This is a genomic window from Parabacteroides goldsteinii (assembly GCF_020091425.1).
Classification (GTDB): Bacteria; Bacteroidota; Bacteroidia; order Bacteroidales; family Tannerellaceae; genus Parabacteroides; species Parabacteroides goldsteinii.
Map to the genome: position 1 here is coordinate 729,304 of NZ_CP081906.1, position 17,968 is coordinate 747,271.

Sequence of the window (17,968 nt, forward strand, 5' to 3'; positions counted from 1 at the left end):
TACACAATGAATATAAGAAGATCTCTCCGGATTATTTTCCGGAATAAAATATATAGTTTTCTGAATATCCTGGGGCTGGCAATCGGAATTACTTCGGCTGCACTTATCTTTCTTTGGGTGGAAAGTAAAGTGAATTTCAACAAGGCAATCCCTAATTCCCGAAATATATATGTCAGTGCATCTCATTATTTTCCTGTCTCGAATGAATGTATAACAAGCTTCGAATCAAATTCTATGCTGTCAAAAGTTTTGGAGGACGAATTTCCGGAAGTGAAGAGTTGTAGCAGATATAGTGCTCAGCCAGTCATTTTTGTCCCTGAAAATACAACAGACTCTTTTGAAGAAAAGGGAGCTTATGCCGATTCCACTCTCTTTAATCTGATCGGTATGAAGTTCATAAGTGGTGATGCCTCTTCCGTTTTCGAACCGCAATATTCCATTGTCCTCAGCCGGTCGATGGCTCGAAAGATATATAACGAAGAAGATCCGATAGGAAAGGGACTGATTCATGAAGGAGTTATATATCAAGTAACGGGTGTGTTTGAGGATATGCCCGGTAATACTTCGTTCCAATTTGAATGGCTGATACCTTTTCGTGTCTTCGTAGAGGAAATGAAAAAAGTATTTAATGTAAACGAATGGGGGGCTTCCTGGCTGCAAACTTATGTCGAGTTGGAACCGGGAGTGGATCTGGAGCAGTTGAATGAGAAGCTGAAAGGACTCGCTTTTCGTAAAGCCGGGCCGGCTTGTGAGAGTATTCAGATATTCCTTTATCCTCTTAATAAAATGCTTTTGTATGGTCAGTTTAAAGATGGGATAGAAACTGGTGGCGGCTACATAAAGACTGTCTCCCTTTTCTTTCTGATCGGAGTGTTGATACTCCTGATTGCCTGTATCAATTTTATGAATCTATCGACTGCACGTTCCCAAAAACGGGCGTTGGAAGTCGGTGTGCGGAAAACCTTCGGAACCAAACGAAAACACCTGATCCGGCAATTTCTGGTAGAATCGGGACTGATAACATCGATAGCTCTTTTGCTGTCGGTCGGATTGATCTGGCTGAGTCTTCCCTGGTTTAATGAATTTATAGGCGTTCAATTATCCTTTAGTCTGCTCGATCCGACGATTGTGACCGGACTGGTGGCGATCGGATTGTTTTGTACTTTTCTGGCCGGTAGTTATCCGGCGTTGTATCTGTCCTCTTTCAATCCGTTGACTACGCTGAAAATGCAGAAAGTGAGTAAAGGGGGAAGTGCCGCATGGATACGTCAGGGGTTGGTTATCTTTCAATTTACGATGGCATTTATCCTGATTTGTAGTACTTTTGTTATTTATCTTCAGATACAGCTGGTACAAAAACGGGATATCGGAATAAAAAAAGAAAATCTGGTAAGTTTTCCGGCTACCGAAGAATTGTGTAATGCGTCTTCGGCTGTGCGGAATGAGCTGATCAATACCGGTGTAGTAGAAAATTGTGGGTTTTCAGCCAGTCCGATTCTGAAATCGAGTATGCGTACCAATCCCTGGTATTGGAATGGAAAAGATCCGGAAGATGATGCCTATATTTCTTTTAATTTTGTGTCGGAAGGTTTGATAGATGCTGCCGGGATAAAACTGCTTGACGGAACGGATATCGATCCGGCTAAGAAAAATAATAAGGGAGGGGCAGGAATCCTTATCAATGAGACTCTGGCAAAAAGAATGGGAAGGGAAGGCCGTGTAGGAGGACAAATCGGCCAGTCGCCTGATCACAAATGGGAGATAGTTGGTATTATGAAAGATTTCGTGTTCGATGATTTTTATACACTTGAGCCGGCGTCTGCTTTGTTTTTCTATGATCCTCAAAGAACGTATATATTGTTTGTTCGTCTGAAACCGGATATCGATACGTATGAAGCGATAGGGCGGGTACAGACGGTATTGCGTTCTTTTACACCGTATCATGCGTTTGAGCCGACCTTTATGACCGACCGTTTCGATGATTTGTTTGAGGATGAACATCTGGTAGAAAAGTTGTCTGCCTTATTTGCTATGCTGGCAATTTTTATCTCCTGTTTGGGGTTACTGGGATTAAGTGCCTTTTCTGCCGAACAGCGAACAAAGGAAATTGGTGTCCGCAAAGTATTGGGGGCTAAAATAATAGATATACTATTTTTGTTGGGAAAAGCGTATATGGTACTTTTACTTATTTCTTTTGTAATAGGTATTCCTGTCTCTTTATATGCCGCTAACCACTATCTGAAGGATTATGCCTACCGGATTACACTCGGTTGGGATATTTTTGCAGGAGTGGCCTTGCTGATAACCCTGATTGCTTTGCTGACGGTTAGTTTCCAATCGTTAAGAGCGGCTCTCAACAATCCGGTGAAGTCTATAAAGACGGAGTAATTCGTATCCAAGAGAAAGTATGTACAGACTTTGGATATAGTCTTTATTGTTCACTTGCCTATGTTTTTGAAGTAAAGTCCTGTCATAACGCCCATTTACGTTCGCTCCAGTCTTTTATGGATTTATCATCAGGTGATATTTCCATAAGAGTCAGGAGTGGATCGTATTCTATCGATCAGGTTTCTACTGTTAAATCTTTTCATTCTTTTGTATCATTGTTATCGTTTTGGCAATGCGGTTAGCTTTGGTTTGTTCTGTTTTTGCAGAATTAATCCAATCTATAAATGCTTTTTTTTGACCATGCTTATATTTTTCAAATTTATCTAAGAGGCCCTCCTCATTTTCCATGCACAACAATAATTCTTCGGGTATTATTAATGGCGTATTATCTTCATACAGTGTGATATGTACGATATCTGGAGCTTGCTTTTTTATTTTTTTTCTTATTTCCGATTTTACAGCCAGACCTATATGTCCGTTTCCGATAGGCATCAGGTGTACATTGGAAAATTCATAGTTATCTATCTTTCCTTTTACTTTTAGCATTCCAAAAGGAGTCTTAGGCATTGGGATTTCCGGTATTTCGACAAATGTCCAACTTTCAATTTTATCTAATACGTAATCTTTGTCTACTAATGGCTTTTCTGTTTTCATTTTGCAATATTGATAGTAAGGTTACAAATATAGACTATTGTGGCGACAACAGTATGTCAGTAGGTGAAATAATCTTCTTTCAACTCTAAGAAAACAAATATTCAAAATGTTCTCTATTTCATAGACTTAAGTATTTGAATACAAATACAATTGTATTTAGAAACAAAAACAGTTGTATTTGCAACTAAAAACAATTGTATTTTGAGAAGGAATAAGTCAGTTGATAGATACGTTTAAACGATTGGTTGACCGTCTAGATAGCGACCGGGTTATCTGGCGCTTTGACCCGATGGTGCTGACTGACCGGATTTCTAAAGATGATTTACTGGAAAAGGTTGAGCGTATCGGAAATCAGTTAAAAGGGTATACGAAGAAGCTGGTATTCAGTTTTGCTGATATTCTGGAATATAAGAAGGTAAAAGCGAATCTGGAAAAGAATCATATTAATTACCGGCTTTTTGAGAAGGATGATATGGAGTATCTGGCGAGAGGGTTGATGGGGTTGAACAAATATACCTGTCCGCATAAATGTGAGTATTGTTATGCAAACTCTTCAAAAATGATAGCGGAAGCTAATTATAACCAGCACAAACTGAATCCTTACTTTGAATCGATCGTTGGAATGTGATGGTGTTTTCTAAAAACTTTTCGAATGGTGTTGAAAAATATGTATATTTGCATTATAAGAATCAATCCTAATAAGTATGAGATGGGGTAGATGTTGTAAAGCAAGTAAAAGAAACGGTTCATCGTATTGCTCCAACTACAGAAAGAGAATAAATAAATCATGATATATAAAAATCCTATATTCAGCCTTTGGCTGTTTTTGTTTGTACTGGTCCTGACATCCTGCAGCAGTAAGAAACGTGTGGCACTTCCGGCTGATTTTAAAGGGCCGAAGGAATTGTCACGTTTATATGGTGTGCGTATTACGCCGGATGATAATATCTTTCTTTATAATGAAGGGGCGAAATGGCTGGGGACACCTCACCGGATGGGAGGAAGTACCAAGCGGGGCGTGGATTGTTCCGGGTTTGTGGCGATTGTGTTTCGCGAGGTTTATGGAAAACAGTTGGCACGTTCGTCGGCGGATATGCTGAAATATAATTGTAAGAAGGTCAGTCGTGGCAAATTGCAGGAAGGCGATTTGGTGTTTTTTAAAACAGGAGGAGGCAAGAAAAAGACGCCTAACCATGTAGGAATTTATCTGAAGAACGGGAAGTTTATCCATACCAGTACTTCCAGGGGAGTAATGGTCAGCAGCTTGAGCGAACCCTATTATACCCGGAGCTGGATAACGGGAGGACGGGTGAAATGAGATATTTTTGTAAACATCTGAGCGGAAGTTGCTTTTTTATGTATCTTTGCATTTCAAAATAAATAAACATAGAGCAAGTATGTTGACGCTTAAAATGATTACGGAAGAAACAGACCGCGTGATTCGTGGTCTGGAGAAGAAACACTTTAAGGGTGCAAAAGAAAGCATCGCTAAGGTGATTGAACTGAACGATAAAAGACGTAGTACACAGAATCAATTAGATACAAACCTGGCAGAGGTTAACTCGCTGTCGAAAACAATCGGTGGCCTGATGAAAGAAGGCAAAAAAGAAGAAGCCGAAGCTGCTAAAAAGCGTGTTGCCGAAATCAAGGAACTGAGCAAGGGCATTCAGGCTGAAATGGACCAGGCTGCGGAAGAGATGCAGAACCTGCTTTATACAATTCCGAATGTGCCTTACGATGAAGTGCCCGAAGGCGTTGCCGCTGAGGACAATGTGGTAGAAAAAATGGGTGGTATGGAAACAGAACTGCCGAAGGACGCACTGCCTCATTGGGAATTGGCTAAAAAATATGATTTGATTGACTTCGACCTGGGTGTGAAGATTACAGGTGCCGGTTTTCCGGTTTATAAAGGACAGGGCGCTCAGTTGCAGCGTGCTTTGATAAACTTCTTCCTGGATGAGGCACGCAAATCCGGTTATATGGAAATCATGCCGCCGACCGTGGTAAATGCCGCTTCCGGCTTCGGTACCGGTCAGCTTCCGGATAAGGAAGGACAGATGTACCATTGTGAAGTGGACGACCTTTATCTGATACCGACTGCCGAAGTGCCGGTCACCAATATCTACCGTGACGTAATTATTGATGAGAAACAGTTGCCTATCAAGAACTGTGCCTATACACAATGTTTCCGTCGCGAAGCCGGTTCTTATGGTAAAGATGTACGCGGTTTGAACCGTCTGCACGAGTTCTCTAAAGTGGAACTGGTTCGTATCGACAAACCGGAGCATTCTAAGCAGTCTCATCAGGAAATGCTGGACCACGTGGAAGGTCTGCTCCAGAAGTTGGAACTTCCGTACCGTATCCTGCGTCTGTGTGGTGGCGACATGAGTTTCACTGCCGCTCTTTGCTTCGACTTCGAAGTATATTCGGAAGCTCAGAAACGTTGGTTGGAAGTAAGTTCTGTTTCCAATTTCGATAATTATCAGGCTAACCGTCTGAAATGCCGTTATCGTGATGAGAACAAAAAGACACAACTGTGCCATACGCTGAACGGAAGTGCTTTGGCTTTGCCGCGTATCGTTGCTGCATTGCTTGAAAACAATCAGACACCTGAAGGTATCCGCATTCCGAAAGCGTTGATTCCTTATACAGGTTTCGATATGATTAAATAATTACCTTAGTTTATCTACGGACAATAAATAGAAAAACGGGACAGAAAGTAGCGAGGTTTACTTCTGTCCCGTTTTTGCTTTAAATCTAAAATAAGAATGAATAAGATTAAACAAATTATCCTGTTCGGCATAACTGTCCTGATGTGCAGCTGCCAGAGTAAACCGATGGAACTGTCGGCTGAGGCTGTATCGGTTCCGTTAGGCGGAAACACTTATGTGACTGCCGGAAAAGAGAGTGCGAAGGTTTCGACCGATGGTATCAAATCGTGGACGGGGACGGATGCCGTCTTGTCGGCGTGGTTTAAAACCAGTCAGCCCGGTGATTTGAATCTTTTCCTGAAAGGGAAAGCGGCAGACGGACCATCGACTGTAAAGGTGACTTTCGGAGGTAAAAGTTTTACCGTAAAAGTGACGGAAGCAGAGGAAACGGTTATTCCGGTAGGGAAGGTATCCGTTACGGAACCGGGTTATATCCGTGTGGATTTGCAGGGAGAAGAGAAAGAAGGCGCTCAGTTTGCCAATATCTCCGAACTGCTGATAGACGGGCCGGCTGCGCAGGAGCCTCTTTATTTTGTGCGTAACTTTGAACCTTACTGGGGAATGCGTGGACCTTCTGTACATATGAAATATACATTGCCGGAAGAATCGGTCGAATATTTCTACAATGAAATAACGGTTCCGGAGGGAGAAGATAAGATTGGCAGTTACTTTATGACGAATGGTTTCGGTGAAGGTTATTGTGGTATCCAGGCGAATAGCGATACGGAACGCCGTGTCTTGTTTTCCGTATGGAGCCCGTTTGAAACGGACGATCCGAAAGCGATACCGGAAGACCACCGCATCAAGCTGCTGGCGCAGGGAAAAGATGTACATATCGGAGAGTTCGGCAATGAAGGTTCGGGTGGACAGAGTTATCTGAAATATCCCTGGAAAGCCGGACAAACTTATCGTGTCATTACCCGTGTTCATCCGGACGGTAAAGGGAATACGGCCTATTATGCCTGGTTCTTTGCTCCTGAAGAAGGAGAGTGGCGATTGATAGCCGGTTTTCTGCGGCCGCAGACAAACGTATGGTATACCGGAGCACATTCTTTCCTTGAAAACTTTATGCCCGGGCAAGGCTATCTGGAATGTAGTGTCCATTTTGGAAACCAATGGGCCCGTACGGCTAAAGGAGAGTGGAAAGAGCTTACCGAAGGCATGTTCACTTATGATGCCACTGCCCGTGCCGGTGTCCGTCAGGATTATGCCGGTGGGGTGGAAGATAATATGTTCTTCCTCCGTAATGGCGGTTTCTTCAATGATAATACAGAGTTCAAATCTGTTTTTACACGTCAGCCGAATGGAACAGCTCCGCATGTCGACGTAACGACATTGCCCCTGAAATAGAGGCCTTTATTTGTCAAGAAAAAAGTATAGGACTTTTGAAATCAAAATAAGGGACTTTTGTAAGCAAAGCATATATGTTTTAAACGCAAAACATATATGCTTTTTTATGGGATATATATCCTTTGGAAAATAACCGAAATGTTTAGATGAACAGGTTTACATTTGCATCTTCCGCCCGTTCAAGATAAGTGGCTACTCCGCCAAGTGTGACATTGTCCATCAGTTCCTCCTTTTTGACACCCATCACATCCATACTCATGGTGCAGGCTATCATTTCGACACCATTCTCGGCGGCTTGTGCGATGAGGCTTTCCAGGCTGTCGATATGCTTTTTCTTCATGATGAGGCGCATCATCCAACTTCCGGCACCACCCATATTCATTTTCGACAGTTTCAGTTTACCGCTGTGGGCGGGAAGCATCCAGCCGAACATTTTGCCGAATATATCTTTTGAAACAGACGGTTTCTGCCGTTTCTTGATGACATTCAGTCCCCAGAAAGTGAAGAACATGGTTACTTTCTTGCCGGTCGAGGCGGCTCCGTTGGCAATAACGAAGGAGGCAAGGGCCTTATCCAGGTCGTCACTGAATACAATCAACGTCTTGTTGTCCGCACCGTTCACCATCTTACAGGAACTTTTAGGTTCACCTTTTTCGATTGTGGCATGGATGACTCCCGATTTATTCTCAACTCCGACCAGCTGTGCTCCGGTCATATTGCACCAGGCAGCTACATCTTTCCCGAATCCCTGGTCGGTGGCGGTTATCAGAAGACGGTCGCCTGTATTTATTTCAGCATAATGTTTTTTCAGCTGCATGACAGGGCCGGGGCATTGAAGACCGCAGGCATCAATCCGGATGGTCTGTTGCGAGGGAGAAGAAGATGCGGCGGCGGTAGACGTTTTTGGTGTCTTCGCTGTTTGGGAATTACCTTCTGTTTGTTTGGAAGCTATTCCGGCTGTTGCTACACTCCATGTTTTGAATCCTCCCGACAGGTTCTTTACATTTTTATAACCATGCTGAACCAAAATGCGGTAAGCTAGATATCCGCGTAATCCGATGGCACAAGTCACTACGATTGGTCTGTCGGTCGGCAGTTCCGGCAGGCGGTTACGTAGTTCGTCGACCGGGATATTGATAGCTCCCGGTATGGAACCCAGGTTGTATTCGTCGGCTGTGCGTACATCGACCAACAGGGTATTGCTACCCAACTGTGCTATGTCGCGCCAGTTAATGGTTTCGACCTTTTTGGTAAGGATATTCTCTGCAACATAACCAGCCATGTTGACGGGGTCTTTGGCTGACGAATAAGGAGGGGCGTAGGCCTGTTCCAGTTCGGTCAGGTCGTAGACTGTTCCTTTGCGTTGTATTACCTGGGCAAGCATTTCGATTCGTTTGTCTACTCCGTCGAATCCGACAATCTGGGCACCGTATAACTGTCCATTGTCCGGTGAGAATACTATTTTTATAGACATCGGAACGGCTCCCGGATAATAACCGGCATGAGAAGCCGAGTGGGTGTATGATGACTGATAGGGGATGCCTTCCCGTTTCAGTAACTTGGCATTGGCACCGGCGGCAGCGACCGTAATATCAAACACTTTGGCAATAGAAGTGCCTATCGTACCTTTATAAGTTTCGCGATTGCCGAATACGATATTATCGGCTACGATACGTCCCTGTTTGTTCGCCGGACCAGCCAGCGGGATTAAAGCCGGTTTGCCTGTTACCGGATTGAGCACTTCGACAGCATCTCCCAGGGCATAAATGTCCGGGTCGGAGGTCTGCATATAATCGTTTACGGCAATCCCTCCCAAAGTTCCGATGGTCAGTCCGGCTTCTTTGGCCAGCTTTGTTTCAGGACGTACACCGATACTGAGGATAACCAGGTCTGTCGGAATCTGTTTGCCGCTCTTCAGGTGGACGATGATACCTCCGTCCGTCTCTTCAAAACGTAATACGCCGTCTTCCAGACGCAGGTCTACCTTTTTTTCAATCAGTTGCTGATGTACGATAGCGGCCATTGAATAATCGAGCGGAGCCATTACCTGGTTAGCCATCTCGACAACGGCGATATCAAGACCCTGGTCGTGCAGGTTTTCGGCCATTTCGAGTCCGATGAATCCGCCGCCTACAACTACTGCATGGCGGGGATGCTCCCGGTCTATATACTTTTTGATCGTATCGGTATCGGGTACGTTGCGTAGGGTGAATATCTTTTTGCTGTCGATACCTTCGATGCCGGGACGCAAAGGTTCGGCTCCCGGAGAGAGTACCAGTTTGTCATAGCTTTCGGTATAAGACTGTCCGGTGCGGAGATTCTTCACTTCTACGTTTTTTTCTTTGGGATGGATAACGGTTACTTCCTGCTCGGTCCGTATATCAATATTGAAACGGGCGGTAAAACCTTCGGCGGTTTGTACGAACAGTTTCTCACGCTCTGCAATGACGCCACCGATATAATAAGGTAGCCCGCAATTGGCGTATGATACATATTTGCCCCGTTCAAACAGGATAATGTCTGCATTTTCGTCCATTCTTCTCAGACGTGCGGCGGCTGTTGCTCCGCCGGCTACTCCTCCGATTACTAAATATTTCATCTTACTTTCTTTATTATTGTTATTATACATATTTTCTAATGGAAAATAAATAAGTAAAAAAAGGGATTATCCCTTTTCCATACATTGTTGCAGTTTTCCGAACAGGTCGTCGAAACGTAATTCGGCATTCATCATTTTCTGTACTTTTTCTTTCCCTTTCGGGGTAAGAGAAAAGAACATCTGCCGTTTATCTTCCTTACTCATCGTACGGTCGATAAAGCCTTTGTTCTCAACGGAGGTGATTACTTTGGATACACGTGAGTTCGATAATCCGATATATTCACAGATGGTGCCTGCTGATTTGGGCTGGTTGTCTTTCAGGCAGCAAAGCAGCATTGCTTCGTTGATTGTAATTTCATGAACGTCTGAAAAAGCCTTTTCAAACTGATATAATGTTTTGTATATGTCTTTGATTACGCAGATTGCTTCCATGTCGTATTCTTTATTAATGATGCAAAGATAGATAATATTTTTAATATTGATATTGTTTAGTGGAAAATATTTCATCCGGCTTGTTGAAGGGTAGTTGAGAACAAATGTTTTTCATCTGTTGTTTTAAGAAAAACAGAATTGATTATTATAAACCAGTAAATAGAAAAGATATGGAAAAATTATTTCAAAAAGGAGTTGTAGTCGATTTAAGCAATTTGGTTGATTATTCAGCGGGTGGGGTTGTCAGCAAACAAATCGTGAAAAGTGCAGCAGGTAACATTACTCTGTTTTCTTTTGATAAAGGGGAAGGACTGAGTGAACATACCGCACCTTTTGATGCTCTGGTACAAATACTGGAAGGTGAAATGGAAATCGTTGTCGATGGAAATCATTCCCGGATGAAAGCAGGGGAGTCGTTGGTGCTTCCTGCCAATGTACCGCATGCTTTAACAGCGGTGCAACGTTTTAAAATGCTTCTGACAATGATTAAGGAATAAATAAAAAAGAGACAAGGCTGGAACCCTGTCTCTTTTTTGTTTTATCAGATTTGTTTCTTAGTCTCTGTTTGAGAAGTATTTCATGAACTGTGAACGTTCATACATGGCCGGATCCGGGATATTGGCATAATTCAGTTTACCCTGGAATTGTGCCAGATTCTGATAATGTGTCTGGTGCATCCATTCTTCAATACAAGTAAGTACCTGTGATATGATTTCGCCGCCATGAGTATATAATGCGCTGCACATCTGTACGGCAGAAGCTCCTGCCAACAGGCATTTGATAACGTCTTCCCAATCGTGGATACCGGTCGACGAAGCGATGCTTATTCCGGGAACCTTACCTGAAATGATTGCCGTCCAGCGGATTGTGTCGCTCAGGTCGGAGTGGTTGCTGAATACGTTGCCCGATACTATCTGCATATTGTTGATGTCGATGTCCGGCTGGTAAAAGCGGTTGAACATCACTACGCCATCTGCCCCGTTAACCTTTAGTGTATTAACCAGTGCCGGAATGTTTCCGACGTTCTTCCCGATTTTCATGATAACGGGTATTGAAACCGTTTCCTTTACTTTTCGGATGATGTTGACGTAAAGGTCACGAATCTCGTCGGGATTGTATTCCAGACTTGTTTCAAGAAAATAGACATTCAGTTCCAGTGCGTCGGCTCCTGCCAGCTCTATCTGGCGGGCAAAGTCAATCCACACATCAGACTTGTAACAGTTGATGCTGGCAATGATAGGAATGGTACACTGTTCTTTTGTCTTTTTTATCAGTTCCAGATAGTTGTTTACCTGGTTTGCTTTTACATAACCGCGGATATAATCGGCAGCTTCCGGATAGTCTGAATCCTGCATAAGCGAATCGCTTTGCATTTCAATTTGTTCTTCAAAAAGAGATTTGAGAACAATCGCTCCGGCACCTGCCTTTTCGAATTCCTTGTTTCGCTCAGGGTTGTTTGTCAGACCTGAACTTCCTACAATTAACGGATTACGAAGTGTTAGTCCCGCATATTGGGTTTTAATGTCAATCATGTCAGATTCAATTTAATGTGTTAGTACTCGCGTTCGCCGAAAATACTGGTTCCAACCCGTATCATGGTGCTACCCTGGCGAATGGCAACCGGATAATCGTGACTCATTCCCATAGATAGTACTGCAAAATTATCATTTCCTATGAAATATATAGCTTTTAATTCGCTGAAAAGTTCATGTAAGATGTGAAATTCCTGTTCGATGAGCGCAATGTCATCGGTATAGGTCGCCATTCCCATCAATCCGCATATCTGAATATTGCCTAGTTCGGCAAGTTGTTCGTTTTGCAGAAGCTCACGGCACTCGTCAGGACTTAGTCCGTGTTTGGTCTCTTCCTGAGCAACATGTATCTCCAGTAATACACGGATTATACGGTTGTTTTTTGCGGCTTGTTTATTTACTTCCTGTAATAATTTCAGTGAGTCGATGCTATGGATTGTATGGATAAATGGCGCAATATCTTTCACTTTATTGCTTTGCAGCGGACCGATAAAATGCCATTCGATATCACCCGGTAGTACTTTTTGTTTAGCCGTCAGCTCCTGTGCCCTGCTTTCGCCAAAGACACGCTGGCCAGCATTGTAGGCCTCCATCAATGCTTCTGCCGGATGAAACTTGGACACGGCTACCAATGTGACGTTTGCCGGTAGCGATGCCTTTAACTGTACTATGTTCTGGGAGATACTCATGCTTCCTGTGCTTTGTCCTCAGCCTGTTTTTTCTGTTCGGCAATCAGTTCTTCTCCTGATTTGGGCGTTTTGTCATCATTGACGGAGAAAGGGAATACGTCCATCAGCATGGTTTCTGTAACCGAAGCGATTGTGTAATCGGCCATGGTGCCTTTCATGCCTTCTTCCAGTACGGCGATGGCTTCTTTCAGTGTGCAAGCCTGTGCAAGCATCTGTGCAGCCGTTTTCTTTTCAGCGCCGCTTTTTTCATCGAGTGTGATGAAATATACTTTAATTTTGTAGAAACGGTCGCCGTTTTCGTTGAAGAACAATTCTGAAAGACGGGCACGTTTGATGTCAGTAACAGTAAATTCGCCGGATATGAACGGGCGTATTTCTTCGATGATACGGGCTTCCGCTTCTGTGAAAGAGAGGGCGTCGACCAGATAAGGTTCTGTTACTTTCTTTTGCATTCCGTTCTCCAATACTTTTTCAAAGGAGACTTTACATTCAAACCAACTGTGCATATTGTTTTCTTTTAATTTTTTGTCTGTACTCGTGTTTAAAATACAGTACAAATATAGGTCCAATTCGGGAATAATACAACTGCAAGTAATTTCTTTATTTTTTCGGAACATTTCATAGAATGGGCTTGTTTATATAATGTAGTGTGTTTTTCATGGTATTAGATTTTTAGATTAGTAATGAGGTTGTTCATCCGGTTCGGGAGGATAGGATGATATAGTAGAAATAAAAAAGCCGGAAAAGAGTCTATGATTTCTCTTTTCCGGCTTTTTGTTTACTTTATCTCTCAGAATTCATCGTTTGCATAAAGACTGAGCAGGTTTTTTGTCTCATAACTAAATAATTCATCCTCATTGAAAAATCTTTTCAATTCGATTGCGGCTGTTTCCGGTGAATCGGAGGCATGTACGATATTTTCCTGTACACTCATGCTGTAATCTCCGCGGATGGTTCCCGGGGCGGCATTTCTTCCATTGGTTGATCCGGCCAGCGTACGCACTACATTTACCGCATCGACTCCTTTCCAGCAACAAACAATCACAGGGCATACAGCCATTGCGTCTTTAACCCTTTGAAAAAAAGACCTTTCTTTCAGGTGAGCGTAATGTTCGCTTAAAATCTCATCCGTCAACCAGGTCATTTTCATGCCTTCCAGTATCAATCCCTTTTTTTCAAAACGGGCAATTATTTCACCAATCAGACCTCGCTGGATGGTGCATGGTTTTAATATAACAAGTGTTCTTTCCATACTTTTTTCTTTTTATAAGGTTCAACGAATATTTCTACTAGCGCAATTTATCCCAAAGATAGTATATTTATTCACAATTAGTTAATTTATAGTATAATAATGTGTAAAAGTGAGATGAAAAAATGAAGTTTTCTCAATACACAAGTAATTATTTACTAAAGTAGAATCCCAGAGTTCTTGTTCTTTCTATTCCTTGCTGCGCCTAATAGAATAACTTCTTAGCTTTTAACTTAAATACTTATATCCATATCACTTTATTCCTTGAATTTTTTCTCTTGGTGTAATTTTTACAATCTCTTTTTTATTCTCAAAAAAATGTCTGTCTTGTCCGAAGACGGCCTGTTATTTGCTTCTGATATGTGAATCATTAAAAATTAATTTTTTGTTGATCGATAATTGTATCTAATGTTTTCATAATGAGAGTGTAATGGTGGATAAAATATTCCTTCAGAACACAAACAGTATTAATATTAGATGTTTCAATACACATTTTTCTTATGTATTTAGAACAAACAACTATAAATAAACAATTTAGCTTAGATTTTATTCACCTGGATTGCATTGTTTAACAATTGGGACACATGTTCTTCGGGCGACAAAAAACTTAATATTTCTATAATCAGTCTAACTCCGGGTTCATCCTCATGAAATCTCTTAAAGTTTGTCTGTTTACTCCTAACTTTTTACTGATGTACAATCTGGTTTTCTTTTCTTCCAGAAGTTTACGAATGAGATTTTCTTTACCGGACAGTTTGTACTGTTCCGACTTTCCCCCCTTGGGACGACCTAGTTTTGTCCCTTCTTTTTTCTTTCGTGCCAACGCTTCTTTTGTACGTTGAGAAATCAGGTTACGTTCTATCTCGGCACTCAGGCTGAAAGCAAAGGCCAGGATTTTGCTGTTGATGTTGTTTCCCAACTCATAGCGTTCTTTTACTGTTATCACGAAAATGTCTCTCTCCATGCATTGATGGAGGAAGCTCATAACCTGCATCAGGTTACGACCTAAACGGGATAACTCAGTTGTAATCAAGATGTCTCCTTTACGGATTTGCTTGATTAACCGTCCTAGTTGCCGTTCTGCAACATCTGTTGTTCCACTGATTGTTTCTTCTACCCAGCGATCAATACGCATGCTTTTGGCTTTTGCGAACTTTTCAATTTCAAATCGCTGATTTTCAGTACTCTGCTTATCCGTACTGACTCTTACATAACCGTATATCATACAATTGAATATTAAATGAATAACTAAAGATACGTTAGAAAACTAAATGATAGGGGGTGATTAGTAAAAACCAACGTTTTTTATCGTCAACTGGATATGTAAGTTGCTTTTCACTACAAATATGAATATAATAATTTAAACCAATGGCATATTGAATGGTAAAATTAAATTAAAATTTAACTTACGTGTGATCATAATGGAAGGAAAAACTACTTTTGTGATAAAGATAGAATAACTAGGCAGGAATGATTTCATCGTTTCCTGATACATATATAAATATGAAGAAATTATTATCGTTACCGCCCAATTTGGTGAATAGTTTCCACAAGATAGCGAAAGTAAATGTGGATGAATGGTTTTGTACTTCCGACCCGGTAGGGGCACGGCTTGGTTCCGGTGGTGGTACAACCTGGTTGATCGAAGCATGCCGGCAAAATGAAGCACCTCAAATACCTGTAAAGGAATGGCTGGCAAAAGAAAAAAGAATTTTGTTGCATGCCGGAGGTCAAAGCCGGCGGTTACCTGGATATGCCCCGTCGGGAAAGATTTTGACTCCGATACCTGTTTTCAGATGGGCGAGAGGGCAAAAGTTATCACAAAATCTGCTATCCCTGCAACTTCCTTTATATGAGGAGATCATGCATAAAGCGCCGGATTCACTCCATACCCTGATTGCCAGTGGTGATGTGTATATAAGAAACAGTGAGCCGTTACAGGATATTCCGGAGGTGGATGTTGTTTGTTACGGATTGTGGGTCGATCCTGCCTTGGCGACCAACCATGGTGTGTTTGTGTCGGACCGGCAGACGCCCGATAAACTGGACTTTATGCTTCAGAAGCCTTCTTTGGATGATTTGGGGAAGTTGGCACAGACACATCTTTTCCTGATGGATATAGGGGTTTGGTTACTTAGCGACCGGGCAATGGAGTTGCTGATGAAACATTCTTATACAGCCGACGGGAAGACTATGAAATCTTACGATTTGTATTCTGAATTTGGACTGGCATTGGGAGAACATCCCCGTATTGCCGATACTGAACTGAATCAGTTAAGTGTGGCTATTTTACCATTGGAAGGAGGAGAGTTTTACCATTATGGCACGAGTCGTGAACTGATCTCTTCCACACTAGCCGTTCAGAATCTGGTACGTGACCAGCGGGCAATTATGCACCGGAAGGTTAAACCTCACCCGGCCATGTTCGTGCAGAATGCAGCTATCGATTTGACGCTGACAGCCGAGAACTCTGAGCTATGGATTGAAAACAGTTATATAGGAAAGAATTGGAAACTGGATAACCGCCATATAATAACCGGTGTCCCGGCAAATAACTGGGAATTGGATCTGCCCTCCGGTGTTTGTATCGATGTCGTTCCGGTCGGTGAGCAAGACTGGGCTGCACGTCCTTATGGTTTTAATGATCCGTTTAAAGGGGCATCTGACAATGAGAAAACGCTTTTCATGGGATGTCCTGTCATTCAATGGGTAAAGGATAGGGGAGTAACATTCGAACCTTTTGATGATTTACAGAATGCCCCGTTGTTCCCCGTTTGTAAAAATGTGGACGAATTAGGACTGGTAATACGCTGGATGGTTTCCGAACCCGGACTGGAAAATGGCCGTAAGATATGGGAAACTTCCCGGAAAATGTCGGCGAATGAATTATCTGATTATGCGAATCTGGATCGGTTGTTTGCCCAACGTGAAAAGTTCCGTTATGCCAACTGGCCGATGCTGGCCGCTAATCACGAGAAAAGTGTCTTCTATCAGTTGGACCTTGCTGATGCTGCACGTGAATTTGCCGGTGGAAATCTGGCTTTACCTGAGGTGCTTTCCTCTGAAGTTCCTTTAATGAAACGGATACATAACCGGATGTTCCGGGCTCGTGTATTGCAACTGGAAGGGAAACCTTATGAAGAGGAACAACAGGATGCTTTTTCATTGTTGAGAGAAGGACTGATCGGGTCTGTTTCCCGTGAAAAGCAATCTCCTTTCCTGAATGTCTATCGCGATCAGATTGTTTGGGGACGTAGTCCGGTACGTATCGACCTGGCTGGCGGATGGACTGACACACCTCCTTACTGTATGTATGCCGGGGGAAACGTGGTTAATGTAGCTATCGAACTGAATGGCCAGCCACCGTTGCAAGTATATGTCAAGCCATCGAAAGAATATAAAATTATTTTACGTTCCATAGACCTGGGGGCTATGGAGGTTGTTTCAACCTGGGATGAATTGCATGATTATAAAAAGATCGGTTCTCCTTTCTCTATACCGAAAGCTGCGTTGGCACTTGCCGGGTTTGTCCCGGAATTTTCAGCAGAGCATTATCCTTCGCTGGAAGATCAGTTGAGGAGTTTCGGTTGCGGGTTGGAGGTAACTTTACTGGCGGCTATTCCTGCCGGTTCCGGACTTGGTACCAGTTCTATCCTGGCAGCAACGGTTCTGGGTGCAATCTCTGATTTTTGCGGTCTGGCCTGGGATAAAAGTAAGATAGGGTACCGTACATTGATCTTGGAACAATTGCTGACAACCGGCGGAGGCTGGCAGGATCAGTATGGCGGAGTATTGCACGGTCTGAAACTTTTACAAACAGGAGAGGGATTCAACCAGAATCCTTCCGTGCGCTGGTTGCCGGAATATTTGTTTACAGACTCGCAATATCAGGGCTGTCATTTACTTTATTATACCGGTATAACCCGTACGGCAAAAAATATCCTGGCTGAGATCGTGCAGGGGATGTTCCTAAACAGTGCTACTCATCTCCGCCTACTCTCAGAAATGAAAACACATGCCCTGGATATGTTTGAAGCCATCCAATGCGGTAATTTTGAAACCTACGGCAAACTTATCGCAAAGACCTGGGAACAAAAGAAAGCACTCGATTCCGGAACAAATCCTCCGGCAGTAGAGGCACTTATCACCCAGATTAAAGAGTATGCCTTGGGATATAAATTACCCGGAGCAGGTGGAGGCGGTTATCTGTATATCGTCGCTAAAGATCCGGATGCGGCCTTACAAATACGCAGACAGCTGACTGCTTCGCCGCATAATCCGAATGCCCGTTTCGTTGAGATGAGCCTTTCCGATAAGGGGTTACAGATCAGCCGGTCGTAACTTCGACTACAAGAATATGTACT

The 17,968-nt window shown here is 42.8% G+C and carries 15 protein-coding genes; 7 read left to right on the plus strand and 8 right to left on the minus strand.

Features of this window, described 5'->3' with window-relative positions:
• Window positions 1-6: 6 nt before the first annotated feature.
• Window positions 7-2,388, plus strand: a complete 2,382-nt coding sequence (locus tag K6V26_RS03960; protein ID WP_224264638.1) for an ABC transporter permease — start codon at window positions 7-9, stop codon at window positions 2,386-2,388.
• 189 nt (window positions 2,389-2,577) lie between these two features.
• On the opposite strand, the gene K6V26_RS03965 is transcribed toward K6V26_RS03960, so the two are convergent.
• Complete coding sequence (locus K6V26_RS03965) at window positions 2,578-3,042, minus strand: YdeI/OmpD-associated family protein (protein WP_007657813.1); 465 nt, start codon at window positions 3,040-3,042, stop codon at window positions 2,578-2,580.
• A 220-nt stretch (window positions 3,043-3,262) separates the two neighbouring features.
• Here K6V26_RS03965 and K6V26_RS03970 point away from each other — a divergent pair, with 220 nt between their 5' ends.
• The 4 genes from K6V26_RS03970 to K6V26_RS03985 all read left to right on the plus strand — a co-directional run bounded on the left by K6V26_RS03970 (window position 3,263) and on the right by K6V26_RS03985 (window position 7,103).
• Entirely contained in the window at window positions 3,263-3,670 is a 408-nt protein-coding gene (locus K6V26_RS03970; protein WP_007657814.1) for a DUF1848 family protein, read from the plus strand.
• Between the two features lie 159 nt (window positions 3,671-3,829).
• Window positions 3,830-4,360 (plus strand): C40 family peptidase, encoded by a 531-nt coding sequence (locus tag K6V26_RS03975; RefSeq protein ID WP_007657815.1) that lies wholly within the window; start codon window positions 3,830-3,832, stop codon window positions 4,358-4,360.
• Window positions 4,361-4,439: 79 nt separating this feature from the next.
• Window positions 4,440-5,714, plus strand: a complete 1,275-nt coding sequence (gene serS / locus K6V26_RS03980) for a serine--tRNA ligase (RefSeq protein ID WP_010800095.1) — start codon at window positions 4,440-4,442, stop codon at window positions 5,712-5,714.
• A 96-nt stretch (window positions 5,715-5,810) separates the two neighbouring features.
• Window positions 5,811-7,103, plus strand: a complete 1,293-nt coding sequence (locus K6V26_RS03985; protein ID WP_224264639.1) for a DUF3472 domain-containing protein — start codon at window positions 5,811-5,813, stop codon at window positions 7,101-7,103.
• A gap of 142 nt (window positions 7,104-7,245) precedes the next feature.
• Here K6V26_RS03985 and K6V26_RS03990 read toward each other — a convergent pair whose 3' ends face one another.
• Together K6V26_RS03990 and K6V26_RS03995 are read right to left on the minus strand one after the other, a co-directional pair.
• On the minus strand, window positions 7,246-9,702 hold the full coding sequence (locus K6V26_RS03990; protein WP_224264640.1) for a CoA-disulfide reductase: 2,457 nt from the start codon (window positions 9,700-9,702) through the stop codon (window positions 7,246-7,248).
• A gap of 66 nt (window positions 9,703-9,768) precedes the next feature.
• Window positions 9,769-10,134 (minus strand): MarR family winged helix-turn-helix transcriptional regulator, encoded by a 366-nt coding sequence (locus K6V26_RS03995; protein WP_224264641.1) that lies wholly within the window; start codon window positions 10,132-10,134, stop codon window positions 9,769-9,771.
• A 170-nt stretch (window positions 10,135-10,304) separates the two neighbouring features.
• On the opposite strand from K6V26_RS03995, the gene K6V26_RS04000 reads away from it, so the two are divergent.
• On the plus strand, window positions 10,305-10,631 hold the full coding sequence (locus tag K6V26_RS04000; protein WP_007657820.1) for a cupin domain-containing protein: 327 nt from the start codon (window positions 10,305-10,307) through the stop codon (window positions 10,629-10,631).
• Between the two features lie 57 nt (window positions 10,632-10,688).
• Here the strand turns inward: K6V26_RS04000 and K6V26_RS04005 are convergent, their stop codons facing one another.
• From K6V26_RS04005 to K6V26_RS04025, 5 genes are all read right to left on the minus strand, one after another.
• Window positions 10,689-11,666 (minus strand): dihydroorotate dehydrogenase-like protein, encoded by a 978-nt coding sequence (locus K6V26_RS04005; protein ID WP_007657821.1) that lies wholly within the window; start codon window positions 11,664-11,666, stop codon window positions 10,689-10,691.
• Window positions 11,667-11,686: 20 nt separating this feature from the next.
• On the minus strand, window positions 11,687-12,355 hold the full coding sequence (locus tag K6V26_RS04010; RefSeq protein WP_007657822.1) for a YggS family pyridoxal phosphate-dependent enzyme: 669 nt from the start codon (window positions 12,353-12,355) through the stop codon (window positions 11,687-11,689).
• Window positions 12,352-12,861, minus strand: coding sequence for a DUF4494 domain-containing protein (locus K6V26_RS04015; protein ID WP_044215177.1), 510 nt, complete (start codon window positions 12,859-12,861; stop codon window positions 12,352-12,354). Before K6V26_RS04015 ends, K6V26_RS04010 begins: the two co-directional genes overlap by 4 nt.
• A gap of 284 nt (window positions 12,862-13,145) precedes the next feature.
• Window positions 13,146-13,607, minus strand: coding sequence for a nucleoside-diphosphate kinase (ndk, locus tag K6V26_RS04020; protein WP_007657824.1), 462 nt, complete (start codon window positions 13,605-13,607; stop codon window positions 13,146-13,148).
• 619 nt (window positions 13,608-14,226) lie between these two features.
• The gene (locus K6V26_RS04025) at window positions 14,227-14,829 is read right to left on the minus strand and encodes a master DNA invertase Mpi family serine-type recombinase (RefSeq protein ID WP_007657826.1); all 603 of its coding nucleotides are present in this window, start codon (window positions 14,827-14,829) and stop codon (window positions 14,227-14,229) included.
• A gap of 278 nt (window positions 14,830-15,107) precedes the next feature.
• On the opposite strand from K6V26_RS04025, the gene K6V26_RS04030 reads away from it, so the two are divergent.
• Window positions 15,108-17,945: a bifunctional fucokinase/fucose-1-phosphate guanylyltransferase gene (locus tag K6V26_RS04030; RefSeq protein ID WP_199722608.1), complete on the plus strand. Its 2,838-nt coding sequence runs from the start codon at window positions 15,108-15,110 to the stop codon at window positions 17,943-17,945.
• The last annotated feature ends 23 nt before the right edge of the window (window positions 17,946-17,968 follow it).

What these genes read in the sequence shown, in the direction of transcription:
- K6V26_RS03960 (WP_224264638.1), top strand. Translation starts at nt 7, where the DNA reads ATGAATATAAGAAGATCTCTCCGGATTATTTTCCGGAATAAAATATAT.
- K6V26_RS03965 (WP_007657813.1), bottom strand. Translation starts at nt 3,042, where the DNA reads ATGAAAACAGAAAAGCCATTAGTAGACAAAGATTACGTATTAGATAAA.
- ndk (WP_007657824.1), bottom strand. Translation starts at nt 13,607, where the DNA reads ATGGAAAGAACACTTGTTATATTAAAACCATGCACCATCCAGCGAGGT.
- K6V26_RS04025 (WP_007657826.1), bottom strand. Translation starts at nt 14,829, where the DNA reads ATGATATACGGTTATGTAAGAGTCAGTACGGATAAGCAGAGTACTGAA.
- K6V26_RS03990 (WP_224264640.1), bottom strand. Translation starts at nt 9,702, where the DNA reads ATGAAATATTTAGTAATCGGAGGAGTAGCCGGCGGAGCAACAGCCGCC.
- K6V26_RS04030 (WP_199722608.1), top strand. Translation starts at nt 15,108, where the DNA reads ATGAAGAAATTATTATCGTTACCGCCCAATTTGGTGAATAGTTTCCAC.
- K6V26_RS03985 (WP_224264639.1), top strand. Translation starts at nt 5,811, where the DNA reads ATGAATAAGATTAAACAAATTATCCTGTTCGGCATAACTGTCCTGATG.
- K6V26_RS04000 (WP_007657820.1), top strand. Translation starts at nt 10,305, where the DNA reads ATGGAAAAATTATTTCAAAAAGGAGTTGTAGTCGATTTAAGCAATTTG.
- K6V26_RS03995 (WP_224264641.1), bottom strand. Translation starts at nt 10,134, where the DNA reads ATGGAAGCAATCTGCGTAATCAAAGACATATACAAAACATTATATCAG.
- K6V26_RS04015 (WP_044215177.1), bottom strand. Translation starts at nt 12,861, where the DNA reads ATGCACAGTTGGTTTGAATGTAAAGTCTCCTTTGAAAAAGTATTGGAG.
- K6V26_RS04005 (WP_007657821.1), bottom strand. Translation starts at nt 11,666, where the DNA reads ATGATTGACATTAAAACCCAATATGCGGGACTAACACTTCGTAATCCG.
- K6V26_RS03975 (WP_007657815.1), top strand. Translation starts at nt 3,830, where the DNA reads ATGATATATAAAAATCCTATATTCAGCCTTTGGCTGTTTTTGTTTGTA.
- K6V26_RS04010 (WP_007657822.1), bottom strand. Translation starts at nt 12,355, where the DNA reads ATGAGTATCTCCCAGAACATAGTACAGTTAAAGGCATCGCTACCGGCA.
- serS (WP_010800095.1), top strand. Translation starts at nt 4,440, where the DNA reads ATGTTGACGCTTAAAATGATTACGGAAGAAACAGACCGCGTGATTCGT.